The sequence below is a fragment of the Streptomyces sp. NPDC043812 genome (genome assembly GCF_056436245.1).
Genome location: NZ_JBWKCY010000009.1, coordinates 120,304 through 145,482 on the forward strand (window position 1 = coordinate 120,304; position 25,179 = coordinate 145,482).

Sequence of the window (25,179 nt, forward strand, 5' to 3'; positions counted from 1 at the left end):
GTGACGTGTGTCCGATCGGTCCGGTGATGCGATCCTGGCCGCCCTGAAGCCGGTCGTCGACGGGCTCGCGGCGACGTTCGGCCCCTCGTGCGAGGTCGTCCTGCACGACTACCGCCTGGGCGACCGGTCCGTCGTCGCCGTGTCGGGAGAACTGACCGGACGCCGGGTCGGCGGCGCGCTGAGCGAGATCGGCCTCTCCATGCTCGCCAAGGGCGACGAAGCGGCGAACGACCTGAACTACGTCACCCACACCCCGGGCGGCCGGATCGTCAAGTCGTCGACGATGCCCCTGCGCGACGACGAAGGACGCCTGATCGGCGCGCTCTGCGTCAACCTGGACGTGACCGCCCTGCGCCAGGCCGGCGACGTCCTCGCCGCACTGGCCGGCACGGCCCCCGTCGAGCTCCCCGACACGACCTTCACCAACGACTTCGACGACGTGGTCGACGCCGTGGTCCGTTCCGAGGAACTGGCGCGCGGGAGGCCGGTCGACGCCCTCACCCGCGCCGAACGGCTGCGCCTCGTGGGAGCCCTCGATGCGCGCGGAGTCTTCGCCGTGCGCAACGCGGTGCCCCGCATCGCCCGGCGGCTGGGCATGTCGCGGTCGGGCGTGTACGCGGACCTCGCCGAATCCCGCCGCGACGCAGTCACGCCCGATGCGACGGACTGACCACGTCCCCCTCCTCCCCTTGGAGACGCACATGACGTTCCCCGACGGCCTGGCCCCCTCGGAACCGGGCACCATGACCCTGCGGTGCGCGACCTGCGGTCGTTCCCATGCCCTCGACGAACACGCCTGGCGGTGCGCCGACTGCCACGGCGCGCTCGACCTCGCCGGCTTCACCCCCGCCGCCATGCCCGGCCTGTCCGTCCTCGCGCAACGGCCCGCCACGCAGTGGCGCTACGCCGAAGCACTTCCTCTCGGCGAACCCACCCACATCACCCTCGGCGAGGGGATGACACCTCTGGTGACCGCGCCCGGGCGCGCCGACGTGCTGCTCAAGTCCGAACACCTCATGCCCACCGGTTCGTTCAAGGACCGCGGCGCCGTCCTGCTGGCCGCCCTCGCCGAACGGCTCTCCGTGACCCGCCTGATGGCGGACAGCAGCGGGAACGCGGGAACGGCCGTCGCCGCCTACGCCGCCCGCGCCGGGATCGGGTGCGACATCTACGTGCCCGCCGGCACGTCGGCGGGCAAGGTGGCCCAACTGCACGCGTACGGCGCGGTCGTGCACCGCATCGACGGTTCCAGGGAGGACACCTCGGCGGCGGCCGCCGAAGCCGCCGCCGAGCCGGGCGTCTTCTACGCAAGCCACATCTACAACCCGTTCTTCCTGCACGGCACCAAGACGTACGCCTTCGAGATCTGGGAGCAGCTCGGCGGCCGCCTCCCGGAGACCCTGGTCCTCCCCGTCGGTCACGGCACGCTGCTCCTCGGCACCTACCTCGGCTGCCGGGAGCTCCTCGACCAGGGCCTCATCGACCGTCTCCCGCGTTTCACGGCCGTCCAGGCCGAAGCCTGCGCGCCTCTCGCGCGGGCCTTCCGCGACGGCCTCGCCACGCCGTCCTCCGCCCCGGCCGGCCCCGCCACCGTGGCCGAGGGCATCGCGATCGCCCGCCCCGCCCGTGGCGCACAGATCCTCGCCGCCGTGCGGGCGACCGGCGGCGAGATCGTCACCGTCACCGACGACCAGGTGCGCAAGGCCCACACGGCGCTGGCCCGTTCGGGGCTCTACGTCGAACCCACAGCGGCGGTCTGCTGGGCGGCCCTCGACGCCGGGTACGTCACCATGGGCGCGGACGACTCGGGCGGTGTCCGGGCCATCGCCCCGCTCAGCGGCAACGGACTCAAATCCAAGCCGCCGGCCTGACACCCCGCGAGGCGCCCCTGGACGCGGCGCAAAACCGGACGACGGCGCACCGCCCGGCCGGACACAATGCGGCGATGACCGATCCTGAGCGAAGCACTCCCCGCCCGGACTTCCGCACCAAGCCCACGCTGCAGGGGGACCTGGTCCTGCTCCGGCCGTTCACGGGCGACGACCTCCCCGCGCTGATGCCCATGTTCCTGGACCAGGACGTGGCACGCCTCACCGGCAGCCACACCGACGGCGAACCCGACGAAGCACGGCTGCGGGCCTGGTACGACACACGGCGCGACCAGGACGACCGGCTCGACCTCGCGGTGGTCGAACGGGCGACGGGCAACGTCGTGGGGGAGGCGGTGCTCTTCGAGTGGGACGCGGACAACGAGAGCTGCAGCTTCCGGATCTGCTTCGTGCCCGGGACGTTCGGCCGCGGCCTGGGCACGGAGGCGACGCGGCTCATCGTCGGCCACGGCTTCGAGAAGCTCGGGCTGCACCGCATCTCCCTGTGGGTGTACGCGTTCAACCCGCGCGCCCGCCGCGCCTACGAAAAGGCCGGCTTCGTCCCCGAGGGCGTGCTGCGCGACGCGCTGTTGTGGGACGGCGAGAGGGTGGACTCCACGATGATGGCGATTCTCGCGCCGGAGTGGTTCCGGCACCGCGGGCGGCCGGAGACGGCCACCCCGCCAGTCCGGTCGAAGGACTGGACCGGGCAGCCGCACATCCGGTCCGGCCGGCCGGTGGACGAGGCCGGGCAGCCGCACACCCGTGTCGTGGCCGACGTGGTCCCCCGCCCCCTGCCGTGGCTGGCGCGCCCCGCCGCCCGCACCTGGACCTGTCCGCCGGTACCGGCCGGTGCTGCCACCTTCCACGCCCGACTGCCCGGCTATGCACCCACCCCGCTGACCGAACTCCCCGCGGTCGCCGCCGAACTGGGCGTCGGCCGTGTCTTCGTGAAGGACGAGTCGAAACGTCTGGGCCTGCCCGCGTTCAAGGCGCTCGGCGCCTCCTGGGCCGTGCACCGTGCCCTCGCCGAGCGGCCGGCCGCGGGCGGGGAGGCGGCCGGCGTTCTCACGCTCGTCGCGGCCACCGACGGGAACCACGGCCGGGCCGTCGCCCGCTTCGCCCGGTCGCTGGGCCACCGGGCCCACATCTTCGTGCCGCACGGCGTGCACCCCGACGCCGCGGCCGCCATCGCCGGAGAGAAGGCCCGTGTCACGCGGGTGGCAGGGTCCTACGACGACGCCGTCCGCGAAGCAGCCGCCACTGCACAGGCTCCGGACGCCCTCCTCATCCAGGACACGGCGCTGCCCGGTTACGAACGGATCCCGCGCTGGATAGTCGAGGGGTACTCCACTCTGCTCGCCGAGACCGACGCCCAGCTCGTCGCCGCGGGTGTCACGTCCCCCGACCTCGTCGCCGTACCCGTCGGCGTGGGGTCCCTCGCCCAGGCTGTCGTGACGCACTACCGCAGCCGTACCGACGGGCGTGCCACGGCGCTGCTCTCCGTGGAACCCGAGTCCGCCGCCTGCCTCCTCGAGAGCCTGAGCCGCGGTGAGCCGGTCGGTGTGGCCACGGGGGAGACGACGATGGCCGGCCTGAACTGCGGTACGCCGTCCGGTCTGGCCTGGCCCTACCTCCGCGACGGACTGGACGCCGCGACAGCCGTCGCCGACGCCGACAGCGACCTCGCCTCGCGGGATCTCGCCGACGCGGGAGTCTCCTCCGGTCCCTGCGGCGCCGCGTCGCTGGCCGGCGTCCGTGCCGCGCTCACGGGGGAGGGCGCTGCCCAGCGGCGGGCAGCACTCGGCATAGGGCACACATCGACGGTGGTCCTCCTCAGTACCGAGGGCGCCGAGGCCAATCCGCACACTGCGGCGGTCGGTTGACCCGGTGGGCGCCCGACGGTCAGCCCAGTTCGAGGCTGGTGACCCCGAACAGCCCTGACCGGTCCACCGCGGGAGCCGGCCCGGTGTACATCCGGGCCGTCTCGAACGTGGGCGCCAGTCCGAGCTGTTCCACGAGTGCGGTGGCCGCCGCGTTCTCGTCGGGGACGTCGACCGCCACGTCCGTGCCGGGAAGCGTCTGTGCCAGCGCCCGGATCAGCGCGGCCGCCACGCCGGGCGACGCCGCGTAAAGGGGGCCGATGCGTGACGCGCCGCTGCAGGGACGGATGACACCGAACCCCTGCAGCTCACCGTCACGCAGTGCGGCGACAGCGGTGCGTGCGGGCAGGCCGGTCCAGGCAGCGAGGAAGGCGTCGCGGGGCTCGGGGAAGAAACGGCGGTCGTAGGCTGCGAGCCGGGCGAAGGGGAGCGAGCGGGCGTCCACGAGCACGACACCTGCGGGGACAGCTGCTCCCTCGTCCGGCACGCCCTCGAATCGGACGTTGTTCCAGGCCCGGCGGAACCCCGACCGCCGGTAGTTGTCCTGCTGGTCGACGACGCCGTCGAGGCCGACGAGGCGGCCGTCCAGACGCGCCGTACCGGCGCGCCACAGCTGGATCCCGTAGCCCTTTCCGCGGACGGAGGGGCGCGTGATGTAGAAGCCGATGAACCCGAAACCGGCGCCGTAGCGCACCGCGGAGATACATCCCACCGGTTCGCCGTCGAGGTGCCCGACGAGAAAGCCGTGCGGATCGGCGACGGCGAAGGCAGAAGCATCGGACTCTCCCGGATTCCACCCCTCCTCGTCGGCCCAGTCCCGCATGCGCCCGATGTCGTCGGCGCTTGCGTTCCGGATCTCGAACTCCGTCATGCCTGGTCCCTCCGCCGAGCAGAACGGCATCTGCCGTACCTGTGCGTCACCTTCGGTAGGTGACGAGGCGTTCATAGCAGGCGCACTCCGGAGCGCCGATCAGGACAAGCCACACGCGGCGCACCGTCCCGCGAGGCGTTCCTCGGGCCCGGGCCGTCGCAGGCAAAGCGGATCCTGCAGGAGCTGTGGCACGGGCGCGCCCCGCAGATGGCCGCACCCCCTCCGAGCGGGACCTACCGGGGATTCGAGCAAGAGGCCGCCGTGGTCTGCTCCGAGAGTCCCAACCCCCGTGTCCTCAGCCGCTACGCGGAACTCGACGCATTCAGCGCAGCACGCGCGGGGGACCTCGGCCGTCGCTGGGTGTGGGACTACGAGTGGTGCGCGCAGTGGCCGGCAACAGCGGCACACCGCTACGCCGGACCATGGAACCGGCACACCGCCCACCCGGTCCTGGTCGTCAACCCCACCTACGACCCGGCCACTTCCTATCAGGCGGCCGAGGTCATGGCCCGCGAACTGGCCGATTCCCGCCTGCTGACCCTCCACGGCTACGGCCACACCGCCCTCGTCAATCCCAGCGCCTGCGTGAACCAGCATGTCGTGCGCTACCTCACCACGGGCGCCCTGCCGCCCGTCGGGGCCTCCTGCCGACAGGACACCCCGCCCTTCACCCCCGCCAAGCCGACAGGTGGCGTCGCGGCGGGCGGCGGTGGACTCGCCGACGCCCACGACGCTCGGCCGCGGGTTGGATGACCGGCGATGCCACTCCCTCCGCCGGTGGGAGCCGCGGCTCTCAGGGTGCGTCCTGTGCCGCTCATGGCAGTTGCTGGGCACCGAGCCGATCAGGACAAGCCACGCGTGGCTTCACCTCCCCCGGCCGACCGACCAGCGCCGCCGCCTCGGTCCTGCCGTGTGTCCGAGGAGGGCAGCTTGCTCGCTCTTCAGGCGGGTGAACCGGTCACGGATGTACTGCTGCAGATCCCGGCCGGGGAACGGTATGAGCGACAGGTGCTCCTCGTAGTTGCCTTGTGCCCAGCGCGCCGCGGTGATCTCGTACCCCGCCACATGGGCGCAGAGTTGGAGGAGGGAGGGCGGCATCTCCTCCTCGATGAGGAGATCGGCCTTCCTGACCACCACGTCGCGCATCGCCTGGATGTTGGGGATGAACACAGTCGTCGCCCACGTCCGCCACTGGGCGAGTTCCTGCTCGGTGGGAGGTATCTCGTGATGAAAGGGGTCGAGGCCGTCGGCGCGGGCGTACTTCTGCGAAAACGTGTCGTAGGTACGGCTGTTGGCCTCCATCAACGCGAACAGTGGACCGTAGAAGTCGCTCAACTGCTGGTTGACCCGCGTCAGCCGAGCCTGTCGCTGCGCAAGGCGCAGCCCGTTGACATAGGTCGCCAGGTATCCGATGAAGGCCAGCCCGACGGTGATGATCACTGTGCCCATGGGGGCGATGCTAGGCCGCGCCGACGCTGCCGATCGCCTTCCCCGTATGCCCGAAGAGCTCCGGCCGGGCGACGGGGCGGCGAACCTGTTCCGTATCAGCGCCCTGGCATGGGCGGAACCGCACTCCTGGAGGTCCGATGACCGACGCGCCCGAACTCCGGTATCTGCGCCGCTGCGTGGAACTGGCGGCAGAAGCCCTCGACGCCGGCGACGAGCCCTTCGGCTCCCTGCTGGTCGCGGGAGACGGCAGCATCCTGGCGGAGGACCGCAATCGCGACGCCTCCCTCGCCGACCCGACCCGCCACCCCGAGTTCGCGCTCGCCCGGTGGGCGGCCGAGCACATGACGGCCGACGAGCGGCGGGCGGCGACGGTGTTCACCTCGGGTGAGCACTGCCCGATGTGTGCGGCCGCCCATGGCTGGGTCGGGCTCGGCCGCATCGTCTACGTCGTTTCCTCGCTGCAGCTCGGCGCCTGGCTCGCCGAACTGGGCGTTCCCGCCCCTCCGGTTCGCGCCCTCCCGGTCCGTGACGTCGTCCCGGGCATCGAGGTCCAGGGCCCTGTCCCGGAACTCGCCGAGCAGACCACGCACTGCACCGCCGCTTCCACGCGGCCGACTGACCCCGCGTGGTCCGGTTGGCGGGACGCATGCCGGGCTGCCGGCCACGCGGCGCGGGCCGGTGGGTGATCGATCATCCGGTACGCGTATCCCGGGCGCCGCCACTTCATCGGATGGTGCCTGCGTCTTTCAGCACCTGATATCCATGGTAAGAAGATGATATGGGCGCCTTCAGCCGATTCATGGCTGGGCTCCGGCCATCGAGTCCCCGGCCGCACCGGCACTCCCGCTCCCTGCTCGGCGCGCGCACCGTGGCCGGGCAGGTGTTTCTTCTGCAACTCGCACTCGTGGTGCTGCTCGTCGCCGCTGCTGCGGTGTCGCTCGTGCTGCAGGGCCGGCGGGCCGCCGTGCAGGACGCCCGGGCCCGTTCGTTCGGCGTCGCCGAGGCCTTCGCCCACTCCCCGGGAATCGCCGTCGCCCTGGACGGCGAAGATCCCACCGCCGTGCTGCAACCCCTCGCGGAGGAGACCCGCAAGAGCACCGGCGTCGAGTACGTCGTGATCGCCGATCCCCGAGGGATCCGCTACACCCACCCCGACCCTTCGCTGATCGGCAAGCACATCATCGGTCCGTACAAGGAGGCGGTCGAGGGCCGCGGCTTCACCAGCACCTTCACGGGCAGCCGAGGGCCCGCCGTGAACTCCGTCGTGCCCGTGCAGCGGACCGACGGATCGGTGGCGGGCCTCGTGTCCGTGGGGATCACGGTGGAGAACGTCAACGACCTGGCCAACCGCGACGTACCTGTCCTCATCGGCGCCGCAGCGGCCGCACTCGCCCTCACCGCAGGCGGGGCGGCGCTGGTCAGCCGACGTCTGCGTCGGCAGACACACGGTCTGGGCCCTGCCGAGATGACGCGGCTGTACGACCATCACGACGCGGTCCTGCACTCCGTACGGGAAGGCGTGCTCATCGTCGGCGGTGACGGGCTGCTGCTCCTGGCCAACGACGAGGCACGGCGGCTGCTCCGCCTGCCCGCGGACGCCGAGGGGCGCCCGGTGACGGACGTGGGACTGGACCCGGGGACCGCCGAGCTGCTGGCGTCGGGGCGGGTCGTCTCGGACGAGGTGCGCAGGGTGGGCGACCGGCTGCTGGCCGTCAACCTTCGGCCCACCGACGCACACGGAGGGCCCGCCGGAACGGTCGCGACCCTGCGCGACACGACCGAACTGACCGCCCTCGCCGGCCGAGCCGAAGAAGTACGCGAGCGACTGCTCCTGCTGTACGAGGCCAGTGCGCGTATCGGCACGACCCTCGATGTGACCCGGACCGCGGAGGAGCTCACGGACGTGGCGGTCCCCCGTTTCGCCGACTTCGCCTCGGTCGACCTCGTCGAGCCCGTGCTGCGCGGTGAGGAACCGCCCTCGCGCGCTGCCACGGTGACGGACATGCGGCGTACGGCAGCAGCGGGCGTGCGCGCGGACCATCCCTTCTATCCGGTGGGGCAGGTCGTCGAGTTCCTTCCGAGCAGTCCGCCGGCTGTGGGCCTGGCCCACGGCCGCAGCATGGCGGTCTCCGACCTGGCCGCGGAGCCGGGGTGGCAGGAGCAGGATCCCGAGTGGGCGGCGCGGATCATCGCGTACGGGGTCCACGCGTACCTCTCCGTGCCGCTCCACGCACGCGGTGTCGTCCTCGGAGTGGCCAACTTCTGGCGCTCGCAGAACCCGGATCCCTTCGACGACGAGGACCGGTCGTTCGCGGAGGAGCTGGTGGCCCGGGCATCCGTATGCGTCGACAACGCCCGTAGGTACACGAGGGAGCACGAGATGGCGGTGACACTGCAGCGCAGCCTGCTGCCGGGCGGCCTGCCCGAGCAGAACGCACTCGACGTCGCCTTCCGCTACCTTCCGGCCCAGGCGGGTGCGGGCGGTGACTGGTTCGATGTGATCCCGCTGTCCGGCGCAAGGGTGGCGCTGGTCGTCGGGGATGTGGTGGGGCACGGGCTGCATGCGGCCGCGACGATGGGACGCCTGCGCACGGCGGTGCACAATTTCTCCACGCTCGACCTGCCGGCCGACGAACTCCTGGCGCGTGTGGACGAGTTGGTCGCGCGTGTCGACCAGGAGGAGACGGGCGAAGGGGAGCGCGCGGTGATCACCGGCACGACCTGTCTGTACGCGATCTACGATTCTGTCAGCGGCACGTGTTCGGTGGCGCGGGCCGGACATCCGGGGCCGGTGCTGGTCCTGCCCGACGGCACGGTCGCGTTCCCGGACGTTCCCGCCGGGCTGCCTTTCGGTATCGGTGGACTGCCCTTCGAAGCGGTCGAGTTGCAGGTGCCGGAGGGGAGCCGTCTGGTCCTGTGCACCGATGGACTCGTCGAGACGCGGCACCGGGATTTCGACACCGGTCTCAAGGCGATGCGCGATACCCTGTCCGGAGGCCCGCGGACCCCGGAGGAGACCTGCGACGACCTGATCGCCGCGCTGCTGCCCACCGCGCCGAGTGACGACGCCGCCGTTCTCGTGGCCGGTACGCACCTCCTCGATCCCGCCTGTATCGGCGAGTGGAGCGTCGAACCCCATCCGTCGGCCGTCGCCGGGGTCCGCAAGGGGGTCGCCCAGTGGCTCACCGACCGGGGACAGGAGCAGGGGTCATTCGCGATGGAGCTGATCCTCAGCGAGCTCGTCACCAACGCCATCCGCTACGGCAGTCCGCCGATCGGTGTCCGGATGCTGCACGACCGCACGCTGATCTGTGAAGTCTCCGACGCGAGCAGCACGGCGCCGCATCTGCGGTACGCGGCGACGACGGACGAGGGCGGGCGCGGCCTGTATCTCGTCGCCCAGTACGCCGACCGTTGGGGTACGCGCTACACCGGCCGCGGGAAGGTCATCTGGGCAGAACTGACGCCGGGCGCCAAGGAACAGGCCCTGTTCGCAGGTGACCCGGAGCTGCTGGACCTCTGACCGTGACATGCGTCGGGACGGCGATCGGAACGGGCCGATGCCCGCCTCGCCCGGGTCTGTTCCTTCATGTCCACGGCGAACGCACGCTCATCCGTGGGAGGTTGCCTCGCCGATGTGGTGCCCCGCCGCGGCGAGACCTTCCGACACGGCATCGGCGAACGCCGAGATCGCCGCGTTGTGGCGGCTCGGCACCCAGACCACCGAGGTGAGCCACGCCGGCGCCGCGCCTTCGATCCGGCGCCAGACGAGCCCGTCGGGGAGCGGCGTCGCCGGCGCTTCGTTCAGGGAGGTCGGCTACAGCAAGGCGGAGGCGATGCTCACCAGCGTCGTCGCGATGCTCGCCTACAGCGCCGCGTGTCCGCTGATGGCGGCGGCGAGCGACCGGTACGGTCGCAAACCGATGCTGCTGGTGGCCTGCGGCGGCTTCGCGGTCGCCACCCTGCCCGCCTTCTGGCTGATCGGAACCGGCCTGCCCGGAGCGATCCTCGGAGCTTCCGTACTCGCGGTCCTGGTCGCGGTCATCGGCACCTCCAACGTCCCGGCGATGGTGGAGATGTTCCCGGGGCAGCTGCGGGCGAGCGGCTCGGCCATCGGCTACACGGCCGCGTACGTGCTCTTCGGCGGCACGGCCCCGTTCGTCGCCACCGGGCTCGTCTCGCTCGGCGGAACGCCTCTCGCCCCCGGCTTCCACCTGATGGGCCTGGCGGTCGTCTCGGCACTGGTGGTGCTGTTCTCCTTCCGGGAGACGCTGCGACTGCCGCCGGCCCGCACGACGGTGCTGGAGAAATAGCAGCCCCCGCCGCGCCCCGCCGGCGGTCACCGAGCGCGACGCGTCGCGCTCGGTGACCGCCGGCGGCGGCTGCGGATCTTAGGGTTCGCCTTATGCCTCGCAAGGGTTCCACGAACGGTCGGCGTCCCCTGTTGCTGCGTCAGGGGTGGGTCTGGTGGCTGCCGTTCGCCGCTGTGCTGGCCGACCTCCTGGCCGAGCTGGTCCTGGACGGACGCGAGCCGGTGAGCTTCCTCCTCATCGGTGTCCCTCCGCTCGCTGCGGCGACGCGCGGCCCTCGGGGCACGGCACTGTCGGCGGCTGTCTGCCTGGGGCTGCAGATACTCTTCGCCGCCAACCGCCCCGGTCATTTCGACGAGCAGCACCATGTGGCGCTCTACGTGGCCATGCTGATCATTGGCATCGCCAGTACGGCCCTGTCATGGCAGCGGGAGCGGACGAGAGCGCATCTGATCCGGGCGAACTCGGTTGCCGAGGCGATGCAGCGGGCCCTGCTCCGGCCGGTTCCCCATACGCTCGGCCCGGTGCGGGCCGCGGCCTTCTACTCGGCCGGCGAGGGCGGTACCCTCGTCGGCGGTGACCTGTACGACATGTGCGCGACGCCCTTCGGGGTGCGGGCGATCATCGGTGACGTCCGCGGCAAGGGGCTGGGCGCGGTGCAGACGGTGGCCGCGGTACTCGGCAGCTTCCGGGTCTCCGCGCACGAGTGGCAGAACCTGACCAGCCTCGCGGAGCGGCTGGAGCTCAGCATCGCCCGTAACGATCCCGTCGGTGACACGAACGACCCCGAACTCTTCGTCACCGCGCTGGTGCTGGAGTTCCCGTTCGCGGGCGGCGAGGTGCGGATCGTCGACCGCGGCCACCCCCCGCCCATCGTCGTCGGCCCGGACGGCGCCCGGCGGCTGACCACCGCGCCCGCGCTGCCGCTGGGACTCGGCGCACTGTCGCCCGGCGGCGCCGCCGAGACGACGGTGCACACGCTGCTCCCCGGAGAGGTGGTCGTCGTCCACACCGACGGAGTGAGCGAAGCACGAGACGGCACCGGCACGTTCTACCCGGTGCTCGAACGCCTCGCGACGCACTTCGGAGACGGCCGGGCACCGGACCCCGCGGACATCGTGTCGTTCGTCCGCGCCGACACGGCACGCTGGTCGAAGGACTGCGACGACGATCAGGCCGTCCTCGCCCTCGCGCTGACGGATCGTACCCAGCCGGTGTCTCCTTGATGGGCGGTCATATGGCCTCGTGCGTCCGTCCGGTGAGTGATCGCTGATGCGGCCCGGGCGGATCGAGCCGTGCTGATCCGTCGGACGGGCAGGTCAGCCGGGACCCGTGCTCGGCGCTCCAGATCGTGAGCGCCCCTGAGGGGCCGGACGCCGTGGCGTCCGGCCCCTCACGCGCACCCCGCCGGGGGCGGGGGTGCTGCTGGAGGTTGTGCTGGAGGACGAGGAGACACGGCCCAGGGGCCACGGACCCCCGACCGGCCCCGCGCGACGGATGACCGCGCGGGGCGGTGGCCGCGGGTCACTCGTCGCGTGACTCCACGAACTCGCGGGCCGCCGGCAGCTCGTGGGTGTCCTCCGCCATCACCGTGCCGCCGACCGCCTTCTTGTCCGGCTTCAGGAAGTACGCGGAGAAGCTCGCCGGACGCGAGACGTCCGAGAAGTTCTGCGGCGTCCCGAGGCCCGTGTCCACCGCCTTCTGGGTGCGGTGCGCCTTCACGAGGCCCTCGCGGGACAGGTCCTTGGCCTTGCAGGCGGCGGCGAGATCGAGCTCCATCAGCCGGGCCGCGTTGTATCCGGACAGCACACCGGAGTCCACCGGGGAGCCGGGGAACTTCTTCTGATAGGCCGCGACCATCTTCTTCACCGCGGGCAGATCGGAACTGACCGGCGGGGCCGCGCTGACGATGTGCAGCATGGCCGTGAGCGCGGGCTCCGCGGGGGTCGCCATGAGCTGAGGCGCGAAGCCGGGCGCGCTGCTGACGACCGGGACCTTCATACCGCGTGAGGCGGCCACGCCCACCAGGGACGCGGTCTGTGCCGGACCCGCGCTGATCAGGACGGCCTTCACGCCGGACTTGCGCAGCGCCGAGACCTGAGCGGACAGATCGGTGTCGGTGGCCTTGATCTTCTGCCCGACGACGGTGAGCCCGGCCTTCTCCGCCGCCCACGTGGATCCCTCCAGGGCGTTGGCGCCGTAGTCGCCCTCGAAGTACACGTGACCGATCTTGTCGCCCTTCTTCACCCCCTTGGTGCGGGTCAGGAAGTCGACGGCGCTGATCATGTCGATGTCGTAGGTCGTGCCGAGCACCTGGACGGCGTCCTTGCCCAGCAGGGAAGCGGCCCACGCCTGGGGGAACGTGAGCACCTTGTCGCGTTGGATGTCGTCAAGGAGCCCGGCGACCACCGGTGAACCGATGACCTGGGGCATGGCCAGCGTGTCGGGGGAGATCTCCGTGTAGGCGGCGACCGCCTTCTGGACGTCGTAGCCGTGGTCCTTGACGGTGATCTTCACGGTGCGGCCGCAGATGCCGCCCTTGGCGTTGGTCTCGTCGGCCCACATCTGCTGGGCCTGCACGATGCTCTTGCCGAGGGTGGCGTACGGGCCGCTCAGATCGGTGAGCGCGCCGAGCGCGATCGTGTCTGCGGTGACGCCGGGGCCCGTTCTCACCCCGTCGGCACCGGCTTCGCCGGTGCTGCTCCCGCCGGATTTGGTGCTGCATCCGGCCCCTGCGAGGAAGAGTGCCGCGGTCGAGGCGGCCAGGACGGTACGTGCCGTGCGGTTCACGAGGTGTGCTCCTTGGGTCGGGCGGCGGGGGCGGGTTCTGCGGTCGAGCCCGTCGGGTCGGTCGGGTCGGTCGGGCCGGTTTCGGGGTCGACTTCGGGCGGACGATGCCTCGGGGAGAGGCGGCGGATGCGCTGCCCGGCGCGCCGGGCGAGGCCGTGCAGCCCGTCCGGGGCGAACAGCAGGACGAGCACGACGACGGCCCCGTACAGATAGCGGGACGCCTCGGTGGGGCCGACCGCATGACCGGGTGAACCCGGCGCCGCCACGAGCGGCAGCTGGTCGGCGTAGCGGGCCATGAGCAGCGGCAGCGCGGTCACGAAGACGGCGCCCGCGGTGGCGCCCGCGACCGAGCCGAGCCCGCCGATGACGATCATCGCGAGATAGTCGATGGAGAGAGCGAGGCCGAAGTAGTCCGGCACGATCCGGCGGAAGGCCAGCGCGATCAGCACACCGGCGAGACCGGCGTACATCGAGGAGAGGACGAAGGCGGCCGACCGGTGCCGCCCGAGGGCGACGCCCATCACAGCGGCGGCGGTCTCACTGTCCCGCATTGCCGCGAGTGCCCGGCCGGGCCGCCCGTGCAACAGCCCTCGGGCGGTGAACCAGGTGACGGCGAGCAGCGCGAGACCCAGGTACCACAGCCGCTCCTCGGCGCCGAACGGCACGCCCAGGACCACCAGTTGGGGATCGGTCGCCGCGAAGGTGAAGCCGCCCACGGACATCGGCGGTACGGAACGCCCGTTGAATCCGCCGGTGACCGTGTCGGCCGTGAGCATCAGATGGTGGCCGAGGAAGACCAGCGCCAGCGTGGCGACGCCCAGGTAGATTCCGCGCACGCGGGCGGCGATGGGGCTGAACAGCCCGCCCGCCGCACCGGACAGCGCGACTGCGAGCACGAGGGCGAGCGCCGGAGGAAGTCCGGGGCCGGGCTCGCCCGCTAGCCACACGTAGCCGTACGCGCCGACGGCGAGGAAGAACGCGTGGCCGAGGGAGAGCTGGCCCGCCGTTCCGGAGAGCAGGTTGAGCCCCACGGCCCCGATGGCTGCGGCCATCGCGAACAGCCCGACCTGGAGCCAGAAGGCGTCCACGTACAGCGGCAGCGCGCACAGCAGGACGAGACCGACGGCCTTGACGATGCGGTCAGACACGGACCGCCTCCTTCGAACCGAACAGCCCGGCGGGCCGTACGAGCAGGACCAGCACCATCACGGCGTACGGCGCGACGTCCCCGAACCCCTCGCCGAGGACGGACAGTTCGGTCTGGTATCCGGCGACCAGGGCCTCGGTGACCCCGATGAGCAGGCTTCCGGCCAGGGCACCGGGAGGTGAGGTCATGCCGCCGAGGATCGCCGCGGGGAATGCTTTGAGAGCGATCAGGCCGGTGGTGCGTTCCAGCCCCGGTGCGGGGAACGCGGCGAGGAACACGGCGGCCAGGGCGGCGAGCACCCCCGCGAGGCACCACGCGAGGGTGCGGATGCGGTCGAGCCGGATGCCCATCAGGGCGGCGGCCTCCCGGTCCTCTGCCGAAGCGCGCAGCGACAGCCCCCAACCGGTGTACCGGAAGAGGGCGAACACTCCGCCGATGACCAGCAGGGAGACCACGATCGCGGCGATCCTGCTGTGCGCCACGGTGACCGGCCCCAGGGTGGCGACCGAGCCGCCCCACGGGTCGCCCAGGGTGAGCAGATCCCCGCCGATGCGCCGGGTCAGGTCGGTCATCAGGATGATGTCGACGCCGATGGTGAGGATGGTCAGGACGTGGGCGGCGTGCGGGTCGAGCCGGCGCAGCAGCACCCGGTCGACGAAGCCGGCGACGGCAGCGGTGGCCAGGAGCGCAACGGCGAGCGCGCCGGCGAATCCGAGGCTGTCGTGCAGGACGGCCGTGACGTACCCGCCGAGGAGCAGCAGCGAGCCGTGGGCGAAGTTCATCACGCCCGACGCCTTGAAGATGATGACGAAGCCGAGGGCCACGAGGGCGTAGACCGAGCCGAGGGCCAGCCCGTTCAGCACGATGTCGAGCACAGTGCTCATGCGGTTCGCTCCTGGGTGGCGGGGGTGCCGAGGTAGGCGCGGCGCACCTCCGGGTCCTGACGCACCTCGTCGGGTGTGCCTGCCGCGATACGGCGCCCGAAGTCGAGAACCGTGACCTCCTCGGCCAGTCGCATGACGAGTCCCATGTCGTGCTCGACCAGCAGGACGGACAGGCCGAGCTGTTCGCGCACGGTGCGCAGCACCTCGACGGTGCGGGTCCGTTCGGAGCTGTTCATGCCGGCCACCGGCTCGTCGAGGAGGAGGACACGGGGCTCCAGACACAGGGCGCGGGCGAGTTCGACGCGTTTGCGGTCGCCGTAGGACAGCAGGGTGACCGGCGTGTCGAAGAGCGCCGCCAGACCGGTGAGTTCGGCGATCTCGCGTGCTCTGGCCATATGGGCACGCTGCTCGCGGACGGTGTGCGGCAGACGGAGAGCGGTCGCGGCGAAGCCCGCACGGGACCGGGTGTGGCGGCCGAGCATCAGATTGTCGGCGACGGTGCCCGCGGTGGTGACGATGTTCTGGAAGGTGCGGGCGACACCGAGGCCGGCGATGCGGTGCACCGGCAGGCCGGTGAGGTCGGTGCCGCCGAGTTCCACCGTCCCCGAGGCCGGCCGGCACAGGCCCGACAGCACGTTGAAGCAGGTCGACTTGCCCGCTCCGTTGGGGCCGATGAGCGCGTGGATGCTGCCTGGCGCGACCGTGAAGGACACCGCGTCGAGCGCGGTGAGCCCGGCGAACCGCACGGTGATGTCGCGCACGTGGAGGGGCGGGGGTGGGGACTGGGGCGGGAAGGCTGTGGTCACGCGGCTCCCTGCCCTTCGACGGGGGACGGGGCCGTGGCCGGCTCCTCGCCGAGATACAGACGCCGTACCGCGTCGGTGCGGGCCAGTTCCGCCGCGGGACCCGACAGGCGTACCTCGCCGACGTCGAGGACGTACGCATGGTCGGCCAGCGCGAGCGCCATGGCCGCGTTCTGCTCGACCAGCAGGACCGAAGTGCCCTGGGTGTTGATCTCCTGGACGACCTCGGCGATGCGCTCCACCATCAACGGGGCGAGCCCCAGGGACGGTTCGTCCATGAGCAGCAGCCGGGGAGCGGCCATCAGCGCCCGGCCGATGGCGAGCATCTGCTGCTCTCCGCCGGACAGCAGTCCGGCACGCTGCCCGGTGCGTTCGGAGAGTCGCGGGAAGAGCCCGAAGACGCGGTCCCGTGCCTCGCGGACCTGCGCGGGCGCCCGGCGCCCGAGGCCGAGTCCGCCGGCACGCAGATTCTCGTCGACGGTCAGACCGCCGAACACCCGGCGGCCCTCCGGGACCTGGACGACCCCCGCCCGCACCGCCGCGACCGGGTCCTGGCCGTCCATCACCAGATCGCCGTAGCGCACGGTGCCGCCGGTGACCGCGCCGTGGTGCATGCGCAGAGTGCCGGAGACGGCGCGCAGCAGGGTCGTCTTGCCCGCGCCGTTGGCGCCGAGCAGGGCGACGACACCGCCGTGGGGCACGGACAGCCGGACCCCGCGCAGGGCGGTCACGGCGCGGCCGTAGTGCACATCGAGGTCCTCGACGTGCAGGGCGGGACGTCTCTCGGGGGGTGGTTGGGGCATCACGGCTCCTCGGAACCACGCGAATGCGCGGAAGTACGGGTGGACGTCGGGGGAGTCGGCCATACGAGAACACGGCGGACGCAGCGCGTACAGGCGCGGACGCAGTGTCAGGGCCGGTTCCCAGAGCGCGCGGCCCCAGGCTGTGCGGCTGCCCAGTGGGCAGGCCCCGGCGCGCCGTCCGCGCGGCGCGGGCGCAGCACCGAGCCGAGCACGCACAGGGCGAATCCGGCGGGCACGGTGACCAGACCCGGCGTCTCCAGCGGGAAGACATCGAAGTCGGCGCCGGGGAAGAGGGAGACCGGAGTGCCCGAGGCAGCGGGGGAGAGAAGCATGAGGACCGCCACGAGCAGCGGAGTGCCGTACAGGGCCCAGCGCGCCCCGCCCGCGGTCATGCCCTTCCAGAACAACGTGCACAGCAGCACGGGTGCCAGGGTCGAGGCGGCCGCGGCGAAGGTGAACGAGAACAGGATCTGCGGATGGCGGTGCTGGGCGAGGACGGACAGCACTACCGCGGCCGCGCCGACCGCCACCACCGCACGGCGGGCCCGTGAGACCTCGCGCACGGTCGAGCGGCGGCTGCGACGGGACGGCAGGTCGTGGGCGAGGGACGCCGCCGCGGCCACGGTGATGCCGGCGACGGCGGCGAGTGTGGTGGCGAAGACCGCGCACGCGACGAAGGCGAACAGGACGCTGTGTCCGGCTGCGGCACCCGGATCGAGCACGCCGGTCACCATCAGCAGAGCGGTCCCGCCGGCCGGGTCGGCGGCGCGCAGGGCGCCGGCGCCGACGAGGGCGGCAGCGCCCAGCCCCACGACGACGACGGAGCCGCACACCAGGGCGACCGCACCCGTGGCCCACGCCATGGAGAGGCGTACGTCCCGTCGACGCCGCGGCGGATGCAGCCGCATCGTCACATGGGGCAGACAGGCGGCGCCGAGCGCGAGGGTGAGGTGGAAGCTCAGCAGGTCCAGCCGGCCGACTGCCGAGTCCCCGAACTGCAGCCCTGGCGTGCCGTACCGAGATCCGTGGCCGCTGCCGCGCCCGGCCTCGTCGAAGAGCCGTACCGGGTTCCAGCCGAAGCGGTGCAGGACGAGCCCCGCGAGCAGCAGGACCGCGGCGAGCACCACCACGGTCTTGAGGATCTGGACGAACCCGGTGCCGCGCATGCCACCGGACGCGGCGAAGGTGACCATCAGCGCCCCCGTGGCCACCGTGCAACCGGTGAGGGCACCGTCGGGCAGTCCGAGCATCACCGTCATGATCTTCCCGGCGGCGGAGAGCTGCACGATCAGCAGTGGCAGCAGGATGAGCAGGGTGGCGACGCCCACGGCGATCCGCACCGTCCGCTCGTGCAGTCGCTCGGCGAGCACGTCCCCCAGCGTGAACCGGCCCTTGCCGCGCAGAGGTTCGGCCAGGACGAGCGTGAGCAGGACGAGTGAGAGGACGGTGGCGAAGGCGAAGAGCATGCCGTCGTAGCCGACAAGGGCGACGGAGCCGGTGGTGCTGAGCAGGGTCGCCACCGAGATGTAGTCGCCCGCGATGGCGAGCCCGTTCTGCGCGGGACGGGTGGTGGCGCTTCCGGTGTAGAACTGCTCGGGTTCGTCCGAGTCGGCCGCCGCCAGTCCGCAGAGCAGGAGGCAGACGGTCACGAAGGCCACGAAGAGCACGAGCGCGAGTGCCTGTCCGTCGACACCTCCGCCGCTCATCCGTGCTCTCCCGTGGTGTGTTCCGCACGCTCGGCGCAGTGGGCGGCAACGGCCCACACCACGAGCCCGAGGTCGGCGGCGGTGAGCAACAACAGGAGTGGTCCCAGCAGCCCGTGGGTCAACGAGCCGACTGTCGTCACGGTCAGATGGAGGGCGAGCAGCCAGGCGGCCCGCCGGTGCGCGAGGAGATGGGGCATGGCGATCACGGCACCACGCCCGACAGGCGGCGTACAGGCCGCTCCCGCGGTGCGGTGCGGCGGCACGATCCGACCCGGCCGACACTGTGCCGACGCACAACACCCCTGCTGCGGCACGCGGTTCTGCGCCGGGGACGGGTTCGCTCAGGGATGCAGCAGCCGGCGCGCGGTGAGGGCGAGACTGAACTCGACCACGTCGGCCGGGCGGGTCAGCGTCCGTCCGGTGAGCTGTTCGCAGCGGCGGAGCCGATTGAGCACGGTGTTGCGGTGGCAGTAGAGGCGGGAGCTCGCGCGCTGCGCGGATCCCTCGCAGTCGAGCCAGGCGGCCAGTGTGTCCAGCAGCAGGTCGCGGTCGGACGGGTCGAGGCGCAGCAGCGGGCCGAGGACCCGCTCGGCGAGCGCGGTGCCCAGGGCCGGTGTCGAGACGACGAGGGCGGCGGGCAGGTGCTCGTCGAGGAGGACGGTTCCGCCGCTCCGGGGGCAGGTGCGCAGCGCGGTCTGCGCGAGACGACGGGCGTCACCGACGGCGGCCAGTCCCTCGACGACCGAGCTGATCCCGATCCGGGCGCCGGGCGGGCCGGTGATGTCCCTGGCCGGCCCTTCGATGTCGCCGTCGCCGACCAGCACGATGCCCTGCTCGACGTCCGCCCCGGTGTGCCACAGCACCCGCATCCCGGGCAGCCCGGACACCGGACGGGCGCCCGAGTAGGCAAAACCGTGGCTGCCGTCGATCAGGACCACGGCGTATCTGCCCTGTTCCGGCAGGTCGAGCGCGGCGGACACCTCGGGCAGGTCGGCGATGCGGGTGGTCCCGTCGAGGAGCGCGGCGGTCATCACCCGCAACCGGTTCTCGCGCCGCCAGGTCAGCTGACGTTCCACCTGCCGGTAGGCCTCGGCGACGAGCGTGCAGTGCTCGTCGACGAACGTCCAGACATCGGTGGCCACATGGACCAGCAGCCGGACGTCGTCGGGGCGCCGACGGGCCGTCTCCTCGACGAGGCCCTGCCAGACCATGCCGCCGCCGAGCCGGAAGGCGTGCAGCAGGGCATCCAGCGGGAGTCCCTGCTCGGCACGGGAGGCGCCGATCTTCCAGGAGCAACGACGGGCGGCGTCACGGGTGTTCCGCGGGTCGAGGAGCGAACCGACGCTGTGCCGCAGGGACCGGTGGACCTCCTGCCACACATCGGCGGGATCGGCCTCGATCGCCGCCTGGTAGGCGGCGTCCTGTTCCCGCAGCGCGGCCACGAGCCGGTCGGTGAGATCCGGGAGGTCGTCCAGCAGCACCCGTGCGGCGCGGTGGAGCACGGCGAGAGCCTCGGTGTTGACCAGCGAGCGGACAGGTGCCGAGCCGCGCGGTGCGGTGGACGGGACGCCGGGCAGCGCCCGCACCTGGGTTCTGACGACGTGCTGCACCGGGGTTCTGACGACGTGCTGCATCGAGGGCCTCCGCCGGGTCGGCTTCCTCCGGCGCGTCGAGCGGCCCGCCCGCCGCACCGGACCTTCATGATGTCGAAGGATGGCATACCGTCCGGTCGGTCCCCAGGGGTGCGGAGGTCTCATTTCGGCACGATCCGCCAGTCGGGGCGGTTCCGCGTGCGAGCGCGGTGCCGCTGTCACGGCGCCCCGATCGCCATAGCATCGGGCGACCGTGCGCCTCGGGGGCAACCGCGAGCGGTGGTGAGGACCGCCGGTTGCCCGCACCGGCACCTCGGATAGGGTGATTCGGTAGAAAACGTGCCAATTTCGTAACGCACCAGAAGGACGGTGCACCGGCGACGCCCGGTCGTCCGACGCCCGGGGTGAGGTCGTTGCGTGGACACATACGAGCCGACGACTGACCTGCCGGACCAGCCCCTGACGGCGGTCGGGCACGCGGGTGTGCTCCGCGATCTCCTGCCGATCGCCCTGTGGAAGGCCGACGCGGCAGGACTCGTCGTCGAATGGTCCCTCGCCGCCCAGGACCTGCTCGGATACGAGTCCCAGGAGATGCTGGGCCGCCACGGGATCCCGATCCTCGTGCCCGAGTCCGACCAGGAGGCGGCCGACCGTCTGATCCGTGAGGTCGTCGCGGGCCAAGCGGTGGTCGGGACGCTCCCCGTCAGGCACCGTGACGGACACCTGGTGCCGATGGAGATGTGGGTGTGCCCCTCCGCGGACGCCCACGGCGGCACCGGTGTCCTGGTCATCGCCGCCGAGACCTCCACGGTCCTCGGCATGCGCGATTCCCTGGCCGCGCTCGAAGGACTCTTCACGCAGTCGCCGATCGGGCTGGCCATGCTCGGCCCCGATCTGCGCTTCCTGCGGGTCAACGACGCGCTCGCGCGCATGAACGGCGTCTCCGCGGCCGAGCACCTCGGCAGGACGCCGGCCGAGGTCGCCCCCGGAATCACCGCCTCGGCTCTGGAGACGGTGATGCGTCAGGCCATCGACCGCGGTGAGGCGGTCGTCGACGTACGCGGCACCGGCAGGACGCCGGCCGATCCGGACCACGACCGGACCTGGTCGTGCTCCTGCGCCCCCCTGGTCGACGACGCCGGAGCCCGGCTGGGGCTCATCGCCTCGCTGATCGACATCACCGCCGGGCAGCAGGCACAGGCCGAGGCCGAGCGGTCGCGCCGGCGCTTCGCCGTCCTCGCCGAGGCTGCCGGACGCATCGGCACCACCCTGGACCTCCGGCGCACGGCCGAGGAGGTCGTGCAGGTCCTCGTGCCCCGGCTGGCCGACTCGGCGGACGTACAACTGCTGGAGGAGGTGCTCGACCCCGACGAGACGGGCGCGTCCAGCCAGGGCGTGGTGCGGCGCATGGCCGCGACGTTCCCCGACCCCTCCGCGCCCACCGGGAAGCTCACGCCCGGCATGACCTTCCAGGTCCCGCTCGGTTCGGTGTACGAGCGGGTCATCGCGGAGGGGCGGCCCATGAACCTGTACCAGGCCGACCTTCCCGAACTGATCCCGCAGCCACAGGCAGCCCCGCTGCGCGCATACCTCGGCACCCACATGGGCTGCGCACGGCTCGTCCCGCTGGTCGCCCGCGGCAAGGTGCTCGGCGCCGTCGTGCTGACGCGGGTGCGCAGCCGCGAGCCGTTCGACGAGCAGGACTGCGTCCTCATCGACGAACTGGTCGCCCGCGCCGCGCTGAACATCGACAACGCGCGCATGTACACCAGCCAGCGCCAGGCGGCCATCACCCTGCAGAGCAGCCTGATGAGCACCACCCTGCCGGAGGTCACAGGACTGGAGCTCACCGGGCGCTACCTCCCCGCCAGCGATCACGAGGTCGGCGGCGACTGGTTCGACGTGATCGCTCTGCCCGACGGCAGAACCGGGCTGGTCATCGGGGACGTCATGGGTCACGGCGTCCATGCGGCGGCCGTGATGGGTCAACTGCGCACCGCAGTACGCACACTGGCACGCCATGGCATCCCGCCCGCCCAGTTGCTCCGCTCCCTCGACGCGACCGTGACCGAACTGGGGGAGAACGAGATGGCGACGTGCATCTACGCCGTCCATGACCCGGTGGCAGGCGGCTGCGAGATCGCCCGGGCAGGCCACCCGCCCCCGGCCGTGGTAGACGCCGGCGGCGGGGTCGCGTTCCTCGACGGATCACCCGGTACGCCGCTCGGCGCGGGCGGACCCGGCTTCCGCACCGAGTGGGTGACGCTGCCGCCCGGCGGTCTGCTGGTGCTGTACACCGACGGCCTCATCGAGGCCCGCGACCGTGACCTCGACCAGGGCATGCGGCAGCTCGCCCGGACACTGGTGCATCCCTCCCGCCCGCTGGAACACATCTGCGACGGGATTCTCGGCCGTCTGCTCCCCTCGGTGGGCCAGGACGACATCGCCGTGCTCCTTGCCAGACCGTGCACACCCCGGGCGGCGCAGTGAGCCTGGCCGGTGCCCCGCGCATGGAGGATCATGGCAACCGCCGGACCGGGGACGGGATGTGCAGGCATGCGGGCCACCGAGAGCAACCAGGACCACCCCTTCGCCATCACCAGCACGGCTGCGGCCCTCCTGGACGATGCGGGCACAGTCCTGGCCTGGACCGCGGCGGCCGAGGCTCTCGTCGGCCGGCCGTCCGACGACGTGTGCGGCAGGCCCGCCCGTGAACTGCTGGCCGACCCCGGCACCTGGGCGGGGATCCTGGCGCGGCGTCCCGCGTCGCGCGGCAACGGGTGGGAGGGCAGGGCCACCCTGAGGCACGGGTCGCAAGGCGACGTCGAGATCTGCTTCCGAGTCGTGGCGCTGGACGCCGGCAGCCACGGGAGCGGCGCACGCTGCCTCGTCCTGGGGACAACCGCCGAACTCGACGCCAGAACGCGGCAGGATCACGCCGTCACCCAGGAGCTGTTCCTCCAGGGGAGCGTGGGTCTGGCGATTTTCGACGCCGAACTACGGCTGCTGCGCACCAACACACATCTGCTGCCGTACACCGGTGTCCCCGCCGACCTGATCGGCAGACGCCTGGCCGACTTCCTGCGGGCCGAGGACGCGCGGGCCATCGAGGACCGGTTGCGCGATGTGGTGCACACCGGGGACCCGCTCATCGGCTTCCGCGCCGCCGCCCACACGCTGGAGGATCCCAGAGGCGGCCGCGTCCTGAACATCCAGGCGTTCAGGCTGCAGGAGCCGGACGGCCGCGCCATGGGCGTGGCGGTGCTGTTCACCGATGTCACCGACCGTGAACGGGCCCGGGACCGGCTCGACGTCCTGTACCGCGCCACCGCGGCGCTGAACCGGTCCCTCTCCGTCCAACGCACCACGGAGGATCTGGCCGGTGTCCTCGTGCCCGGGCTGGCGGACTGCGCCGCAGTGGACCTCGCGGAGACCGTGCTGACCGGAGGCGAACCGCCCCCCGACGGACCCCGCCCGCTCGCGCTGCTGCGTACTGCCGTGGCCGGTGCGGACGGCGTGCTGCGTACGGGCACGGCCGAGGAACCGTCCGTACCCGCCCACGACCCGGCCTCGCCGCAGGCACCGCCCGACGGCTGCGGACTGCTGATCACCGGACTCGCCGACAGGGCAGCGCCCCGGCCGGACTCCGCGCGCCCCGCCTGGGCCACCGCTGTCCCGGGTGCGCATTCCGCGATGACCGCGGCACTGCAGGCGCGTGGCGTCGTGTTCGGCCGGCTCACCCTGTGGCGCACCGGAGACCGGCACCCGCTGGACGAGGACGATCTCGCTCTCCTGGAGGAGATCGCCGCCCGCGCCGCGATGGCCGTGGACAACGCCCGCCGGTACACCAAGGAACGCCGCACGGCAGTGGGTCTCCAGCGCAGTCTCCTGCCTCCGGCGACGGCGGAGACACCCGCGCTGGAGGCCGCGAGCGTCTATCTGCCCGCGGACGCGGACAGCGGCGTGGGCGGCGACTGGTTCGACGTCGTGCCTCTGTCGTCCGCGCGCATCGCCCTGGTGGTCGGGGACGTGGCCGGCCACGGTCTGTACGCCACGGCCATGATGGGCCGCCTGCGCAGCGCCGTCCGCGCGCTGGCCGACCTCGAGCTGGAACCCGACGAACTGCTGACGCACGTGGACGATCTCGTCCTCCAGGTCGCCGCCGAGGCCGAGCGGGACGACACGGGAGACGGCCCCGAGCACTCGACCCTCGCCGGCGGACCGGCAGGTGCGACCTGCCTGTACGCCGTCTACGACCCGGTGACGCGCCAGTGCGTGATGGCCAGCGCAGGACATCCGCCGCCCGCCGTGGTCCGCCCGGACGGCACGGTGGAGTACGTCGACCTCAGCCCGGGCCCTCCGCTGGGAGTGGGCGGATGGCCGTTCGAACCGGTCGAGCTCGTGCTCCCGTCGGGAAGTGTCCTTGCGATGTACACCGACGGCCTGATCGAGCGCGGCAAGGGCGACATCGACGAGGGCATGCGCAATCTGGCGGACCGTCTGGTCCACGCGGACGTACTCGGCAGGCCGCTGCGCGACGCGCGCCACGACATCGTGGCCGGATTGCCGCCGGGCCGGCTGAAGGACGACGTCACGCTGCTTCTCGCCCGCACCCGGGTCGTCCCGGACGAGGCGATCGCAACCTGGCGGTTCGAAGCGGACGCATCCGTGGTCGGGGATGCGCGCCATCTCGTCCTCGAGCAGCTGTCCCGGTGGGATCTCGACGAGCTGGCGTTCGCCACCGAACTCATCGTCAGCGAGCTGCTCACCAACGCCATTCGCTACGCGGGCGGCCCCGTGCTGCTGCGCGTCGTCCGGGCGGGAGCCCTGATCTGCGAGGTCTCCGATCCGAGCAACACCCAGCCCAGGATGCGCCGCGCCAGAAGCTCCGAGGAGGGCGGCCGGGGCCTGTACCTGGTCGCTCAGCTCTCCCGCCGCTGGGGCTGCCGTTACACCCAGGAGGGCAAGACGGTCTGGTCCGAGCAGGTCCTTCCCCCGCTCTGACCACCCCGGCGTCGCCGCTCCGGCCGTCCGACCAGGTTGCGTCCGAACCCTTGACGCGCCGGAACGACG

19 protein-coding genes and 2 pseudogenes are annotated in these 25,179 nt (G+C 72.0%); 11 read left to right on the forward strand and 10 right to left on the reverse strand.

Features of this window, described 5'->3' with window-relative positions:
- Positions 1–7 precede the first annotated feature (7 nt).
- The 4 genes and pseudogenes from AC067Z_RS15705 (at position 8) to AC067Z_RS15720 (ending at position 3,754) form a co-directional block, all read left to right on the forward strand.
- A complete protein-coding gene (locus AC067Z_RS15705) occupies positions 8–670 on the forward strand; it encodes a helix-turn-helix transcriptional regulator (protein ID WP_478790053.1) in 663 nt (220 codons plus the stop codon).
- Positions 671–701: 31 nt separating this feature from the next.
- Positions 702–1,871, forward strand: a complete 1,170-nt coding sequence (locus tag AC067Z_RS15710) for a threonine synthase (RefSeq protein ID WP_478790054.1) — start codon at positions 702–704, stop codon at positions 1,869–1,871.
- 74 nt (positions 1,872–1,945) lie between these two features.
- Positions 1,946–2,536: pseudogene (locus AC067Z_RS15715) on the forward strand (GNAT family N-acetyltransferase); the annotation flags it as partial.
- 102 nt (positions 2,537–2,638) lie between these two features.
- Positions 2,639–3,754, forward strand: a complete 1,116-nt coding sequence (locus AC067Z_RS15720; protein ID WP_478790189.1) for a diaminopropionate ammonia-lyase — start codon at positions 2,639–2,641, stop codon at positions 3,752–3,754.
- A 19-nt stretch (positions 3,755–3,773) separates the two neighbouring features.
- Here the strand turns inward: AC067Z_RS15720 and AC067Z_RS15725 are convergent, their stop codons facing one another.
- Positions 3,774–4,622 (reverse strand): GNAT family N-acetyltransferase, encoded by an 849-nt coding sequence (locus tag AC067Z_RS15725; protein WP_478790055.1) that lies wholly within the window; start codon positions 4,620–4,622, stop codon positions 3,774–3,776.
- Positions 4,623–4,829: 207 nt separating this feature from the next.
- Here AC067Z_RS15725 and AC067Z_RS15730 point away from each other — a divergent pair, with 207 nt between their 5' ends.
- Positions 4,830–5,375, forward strand: a complete 546-nt coding sequence (locus AC067Z_RS15730) for an alpha/beta hydrolase (RefSeq protein WP_478790056.1) — start codon at positions 4,830–4,832, stop codon at positions 5,373–5,375.
- A 111-nt stretch (positions 5,376–5,486) separates the two neighbouring features.
- On the opposite strand, the gene AC067Z_RS15735 is transcribed toward AC067Z_RS15730, so the two are convergent.
- On the reverse strand, positions 5,487–6,071 hold the full coding sequence (locus AC067Z_RS15735; protein WP_478790057.1) for a hypothetical protein: 585 nt from the start codon (positions 6,069–6,071) through the stop codon (positions 5,487–5,489).
- Positions 6,072–6,208: 137 nt separating this feature from the next.
- Here AC067Z_RS15735 and AC067Z_RS15740 point away from each other — a divergent pair.
- The 4 genes and pseudogenes from AC067Z_RS15740 to AC067Z_RS15755 all read left to right on the forward strand — a co-directional run bounded on the left by AC067Z_RS15740 (position 6,209) and on the right by AC067Z_RS15755 (position 11,607).
- Positions 6,209–6,690: pseudogene (locus tag AC067Z_RS15740) on the forward strand (nucleoside deaminase).
- 180 nt (positions 6,691–6,870) lie between these two features.
- On the forward strand, positions 6,871–9,594 hold the full coding sequence (locus AC067Z_RS15745) for a SpoIIE family protein phosphatase (RefSeq protein WP_478790058.1): 2,724 nt from the start codon (positions 6,871–6,873) through the stop codon (positions 9,592–9,594).
- A gap of 112 nt (positions 9,595–9,706) precedes the next feature.
- On the forward strand, positions 9,707–10,384 hold the full coding sequence (locus tag AC067Z_RS15750) for an MFS transporter (protein WP_478790059.1): 678 nt from the start codon (positions 9,707–9,709) through the stop codon (positions 10,382–10,384).
- Between the two features lie 92 nt (positions 10,385–10,476).
- A complete protein-coding gene (locus tag AC067Z_RS15755) occupies positions 10,477–11,607 on the forward strand; it encodes a PP2C family protein-serine/threonine phosphatase (RefSeq protein WP_478790060.1) in 1,131 nt (376 codons plus the stop codon).
- A gap of 298 nt (positions 11,608–11,905) precedes the next feature.
- Here the strand turns inward: AC067Z_RS15755 and AC067Z_RS15760 are convergent, their stop codons facing one another.
- From AC067Z_RS15760 to AC067Z_RS15795, 8 genes are all read right to left on the reverse strand, one after another.
- The gene (locus tag AC067Z_RS15760) at positions 11,906–13,171 is read right to left on the reverse strand and encodes an ABC transporter substrate-binding protein (protein WP_478790061.1); all 1,266 of its coding nucleotides are present in this window, start codon (positions 13,169–13,171) and stop codon (positions 11,906–11,908) included.
- Entirely contained in the window at positions 13,168–14,319 is a 1,152-nt protein-coding gene (locus AC067Z_RS15765; RefSeq protein ID WP_478790062.1) for a branched-chain amino acid ABC transporter permease, read from the reverse strand. The genes AC067Z_RS15760 and AC067Z_RS15765 overlap by 4 nt, the downstream gene beginning before the upstream one ends.
- The gene (locus AC067Z_RS15770; protein WP_478790063.1) at positions 14,312–15,202 is read right to left on the reverse strand and encodes a branched-chain amino acid ABC transporter permease; all 891 of its coding nucleotides are present in this window, start codon (positions 15,200–15,202) and stop codon (positions 14,312–14,314) included. Before AC067Z_RS15770 ends, AC067Z_RS15765 begins: the two co-directional genes overlap by 8 nt.
- On the reverse strand, positions 15,199–16,008 hold the full coding sequence (locus AC067Z_RS15775; protein ID WP_478790064.1) for an ABC transporter ATP-binding protein: 810 nt from the start codon (positions 16,006–16,008) through the stop codon (positions 15,199–15,201). The genes AC067Z_RS15770 and AC067Z_RS15775 overlap by 4 nt, the downstream gene beginning before the upstream one ends.
- Positions 16,005–16,808: an ABC transporter ATP-binding protein gene (locus AC067Z_RS15780; RefSeq protein ID WP_478790065.1), complete on the reverse strand. Its 804-nt coding sequence runs from the start codon at positions 16,806–16,808 to the stop codon at positions 16,005–16,007. Before AC067Z_RS15780 ends, AC067Z_RS15775 begins: the two co-directional genes overlap by 4 nt.
- A gap of 107 nt (positions 16,809–16,915) precedes the next feature.
- Positions 16,916–18,514 carry a sodium/solute symporter gene (locus tag AC067Z_RS15785; RefSeq protein ID WP_478790066.1) on the reverse strand — a complete coding sequence of 533 codons (1,599 nt, stop codon included), beginning with the start codon at positions 18,512–18,514 and terminating at the stop codon, positions 16,916–16,918.
- Positions 18,511–18,711 carry a hypothetical protein gene (locus tag AC067Z_RS15790; protein ID WP_478790067.1) on the reverse strand — a complete coding sequence of 67 codons (201 nt, stop codon included), beginning with the start codon at positions 18,709–18,711 and terminating at the stop codon, positions 18,511–18,513. Before AC067Z_RS15790 ends, AC067Z_RS15785 begins: the two co-directional genes overlap by 4 nt.
- 144 nt (positions 18,712–18,855) lie before the next feature.
- Positions 18,856–20,148, reverse strand: a complete 1,293-nt coding sequence (locus AC067Z_RS15795; RefSeq protein ID WP_478790068.1) for a PucR family transcriptional regulator — start codon at positions 20,146–20,148, stop codon at positions 18,856–18,858.
- 375 nt (positions 20,149–20,523) lie between these two features.
- Between AC067Z_RS15795 and AC067Z_RS15800 the strand changes: the two genes are divergently transcribed.
- On the forward strand, positions 20,524–22,596 hold the full coding sequence (locus tag AC067Z_RS15800; protein ID WP_478790069.1) for a SpoIIE family protein phosphatase: 2,073 nt from the start codon (positions 20,524–20,526) through the stop codon (positions 22,594–22,596).
- A 66-nt stretch (positions 22,597–22,662) separates the two neighbouring features.
- Positions 22,663–25,110, forward strand: a complete 2,448-nt coding sequence (locus AC067Z_RS15805; RefSeq protein WP_478790070.1) for an ATP-binding SpoIIE family protein phosphatase — start codon at positions 22,663–22,665, stop codon at positions 25,108–25,110.
- Positions 25,111–25,179: the final 69 nt, after the last annotated feature.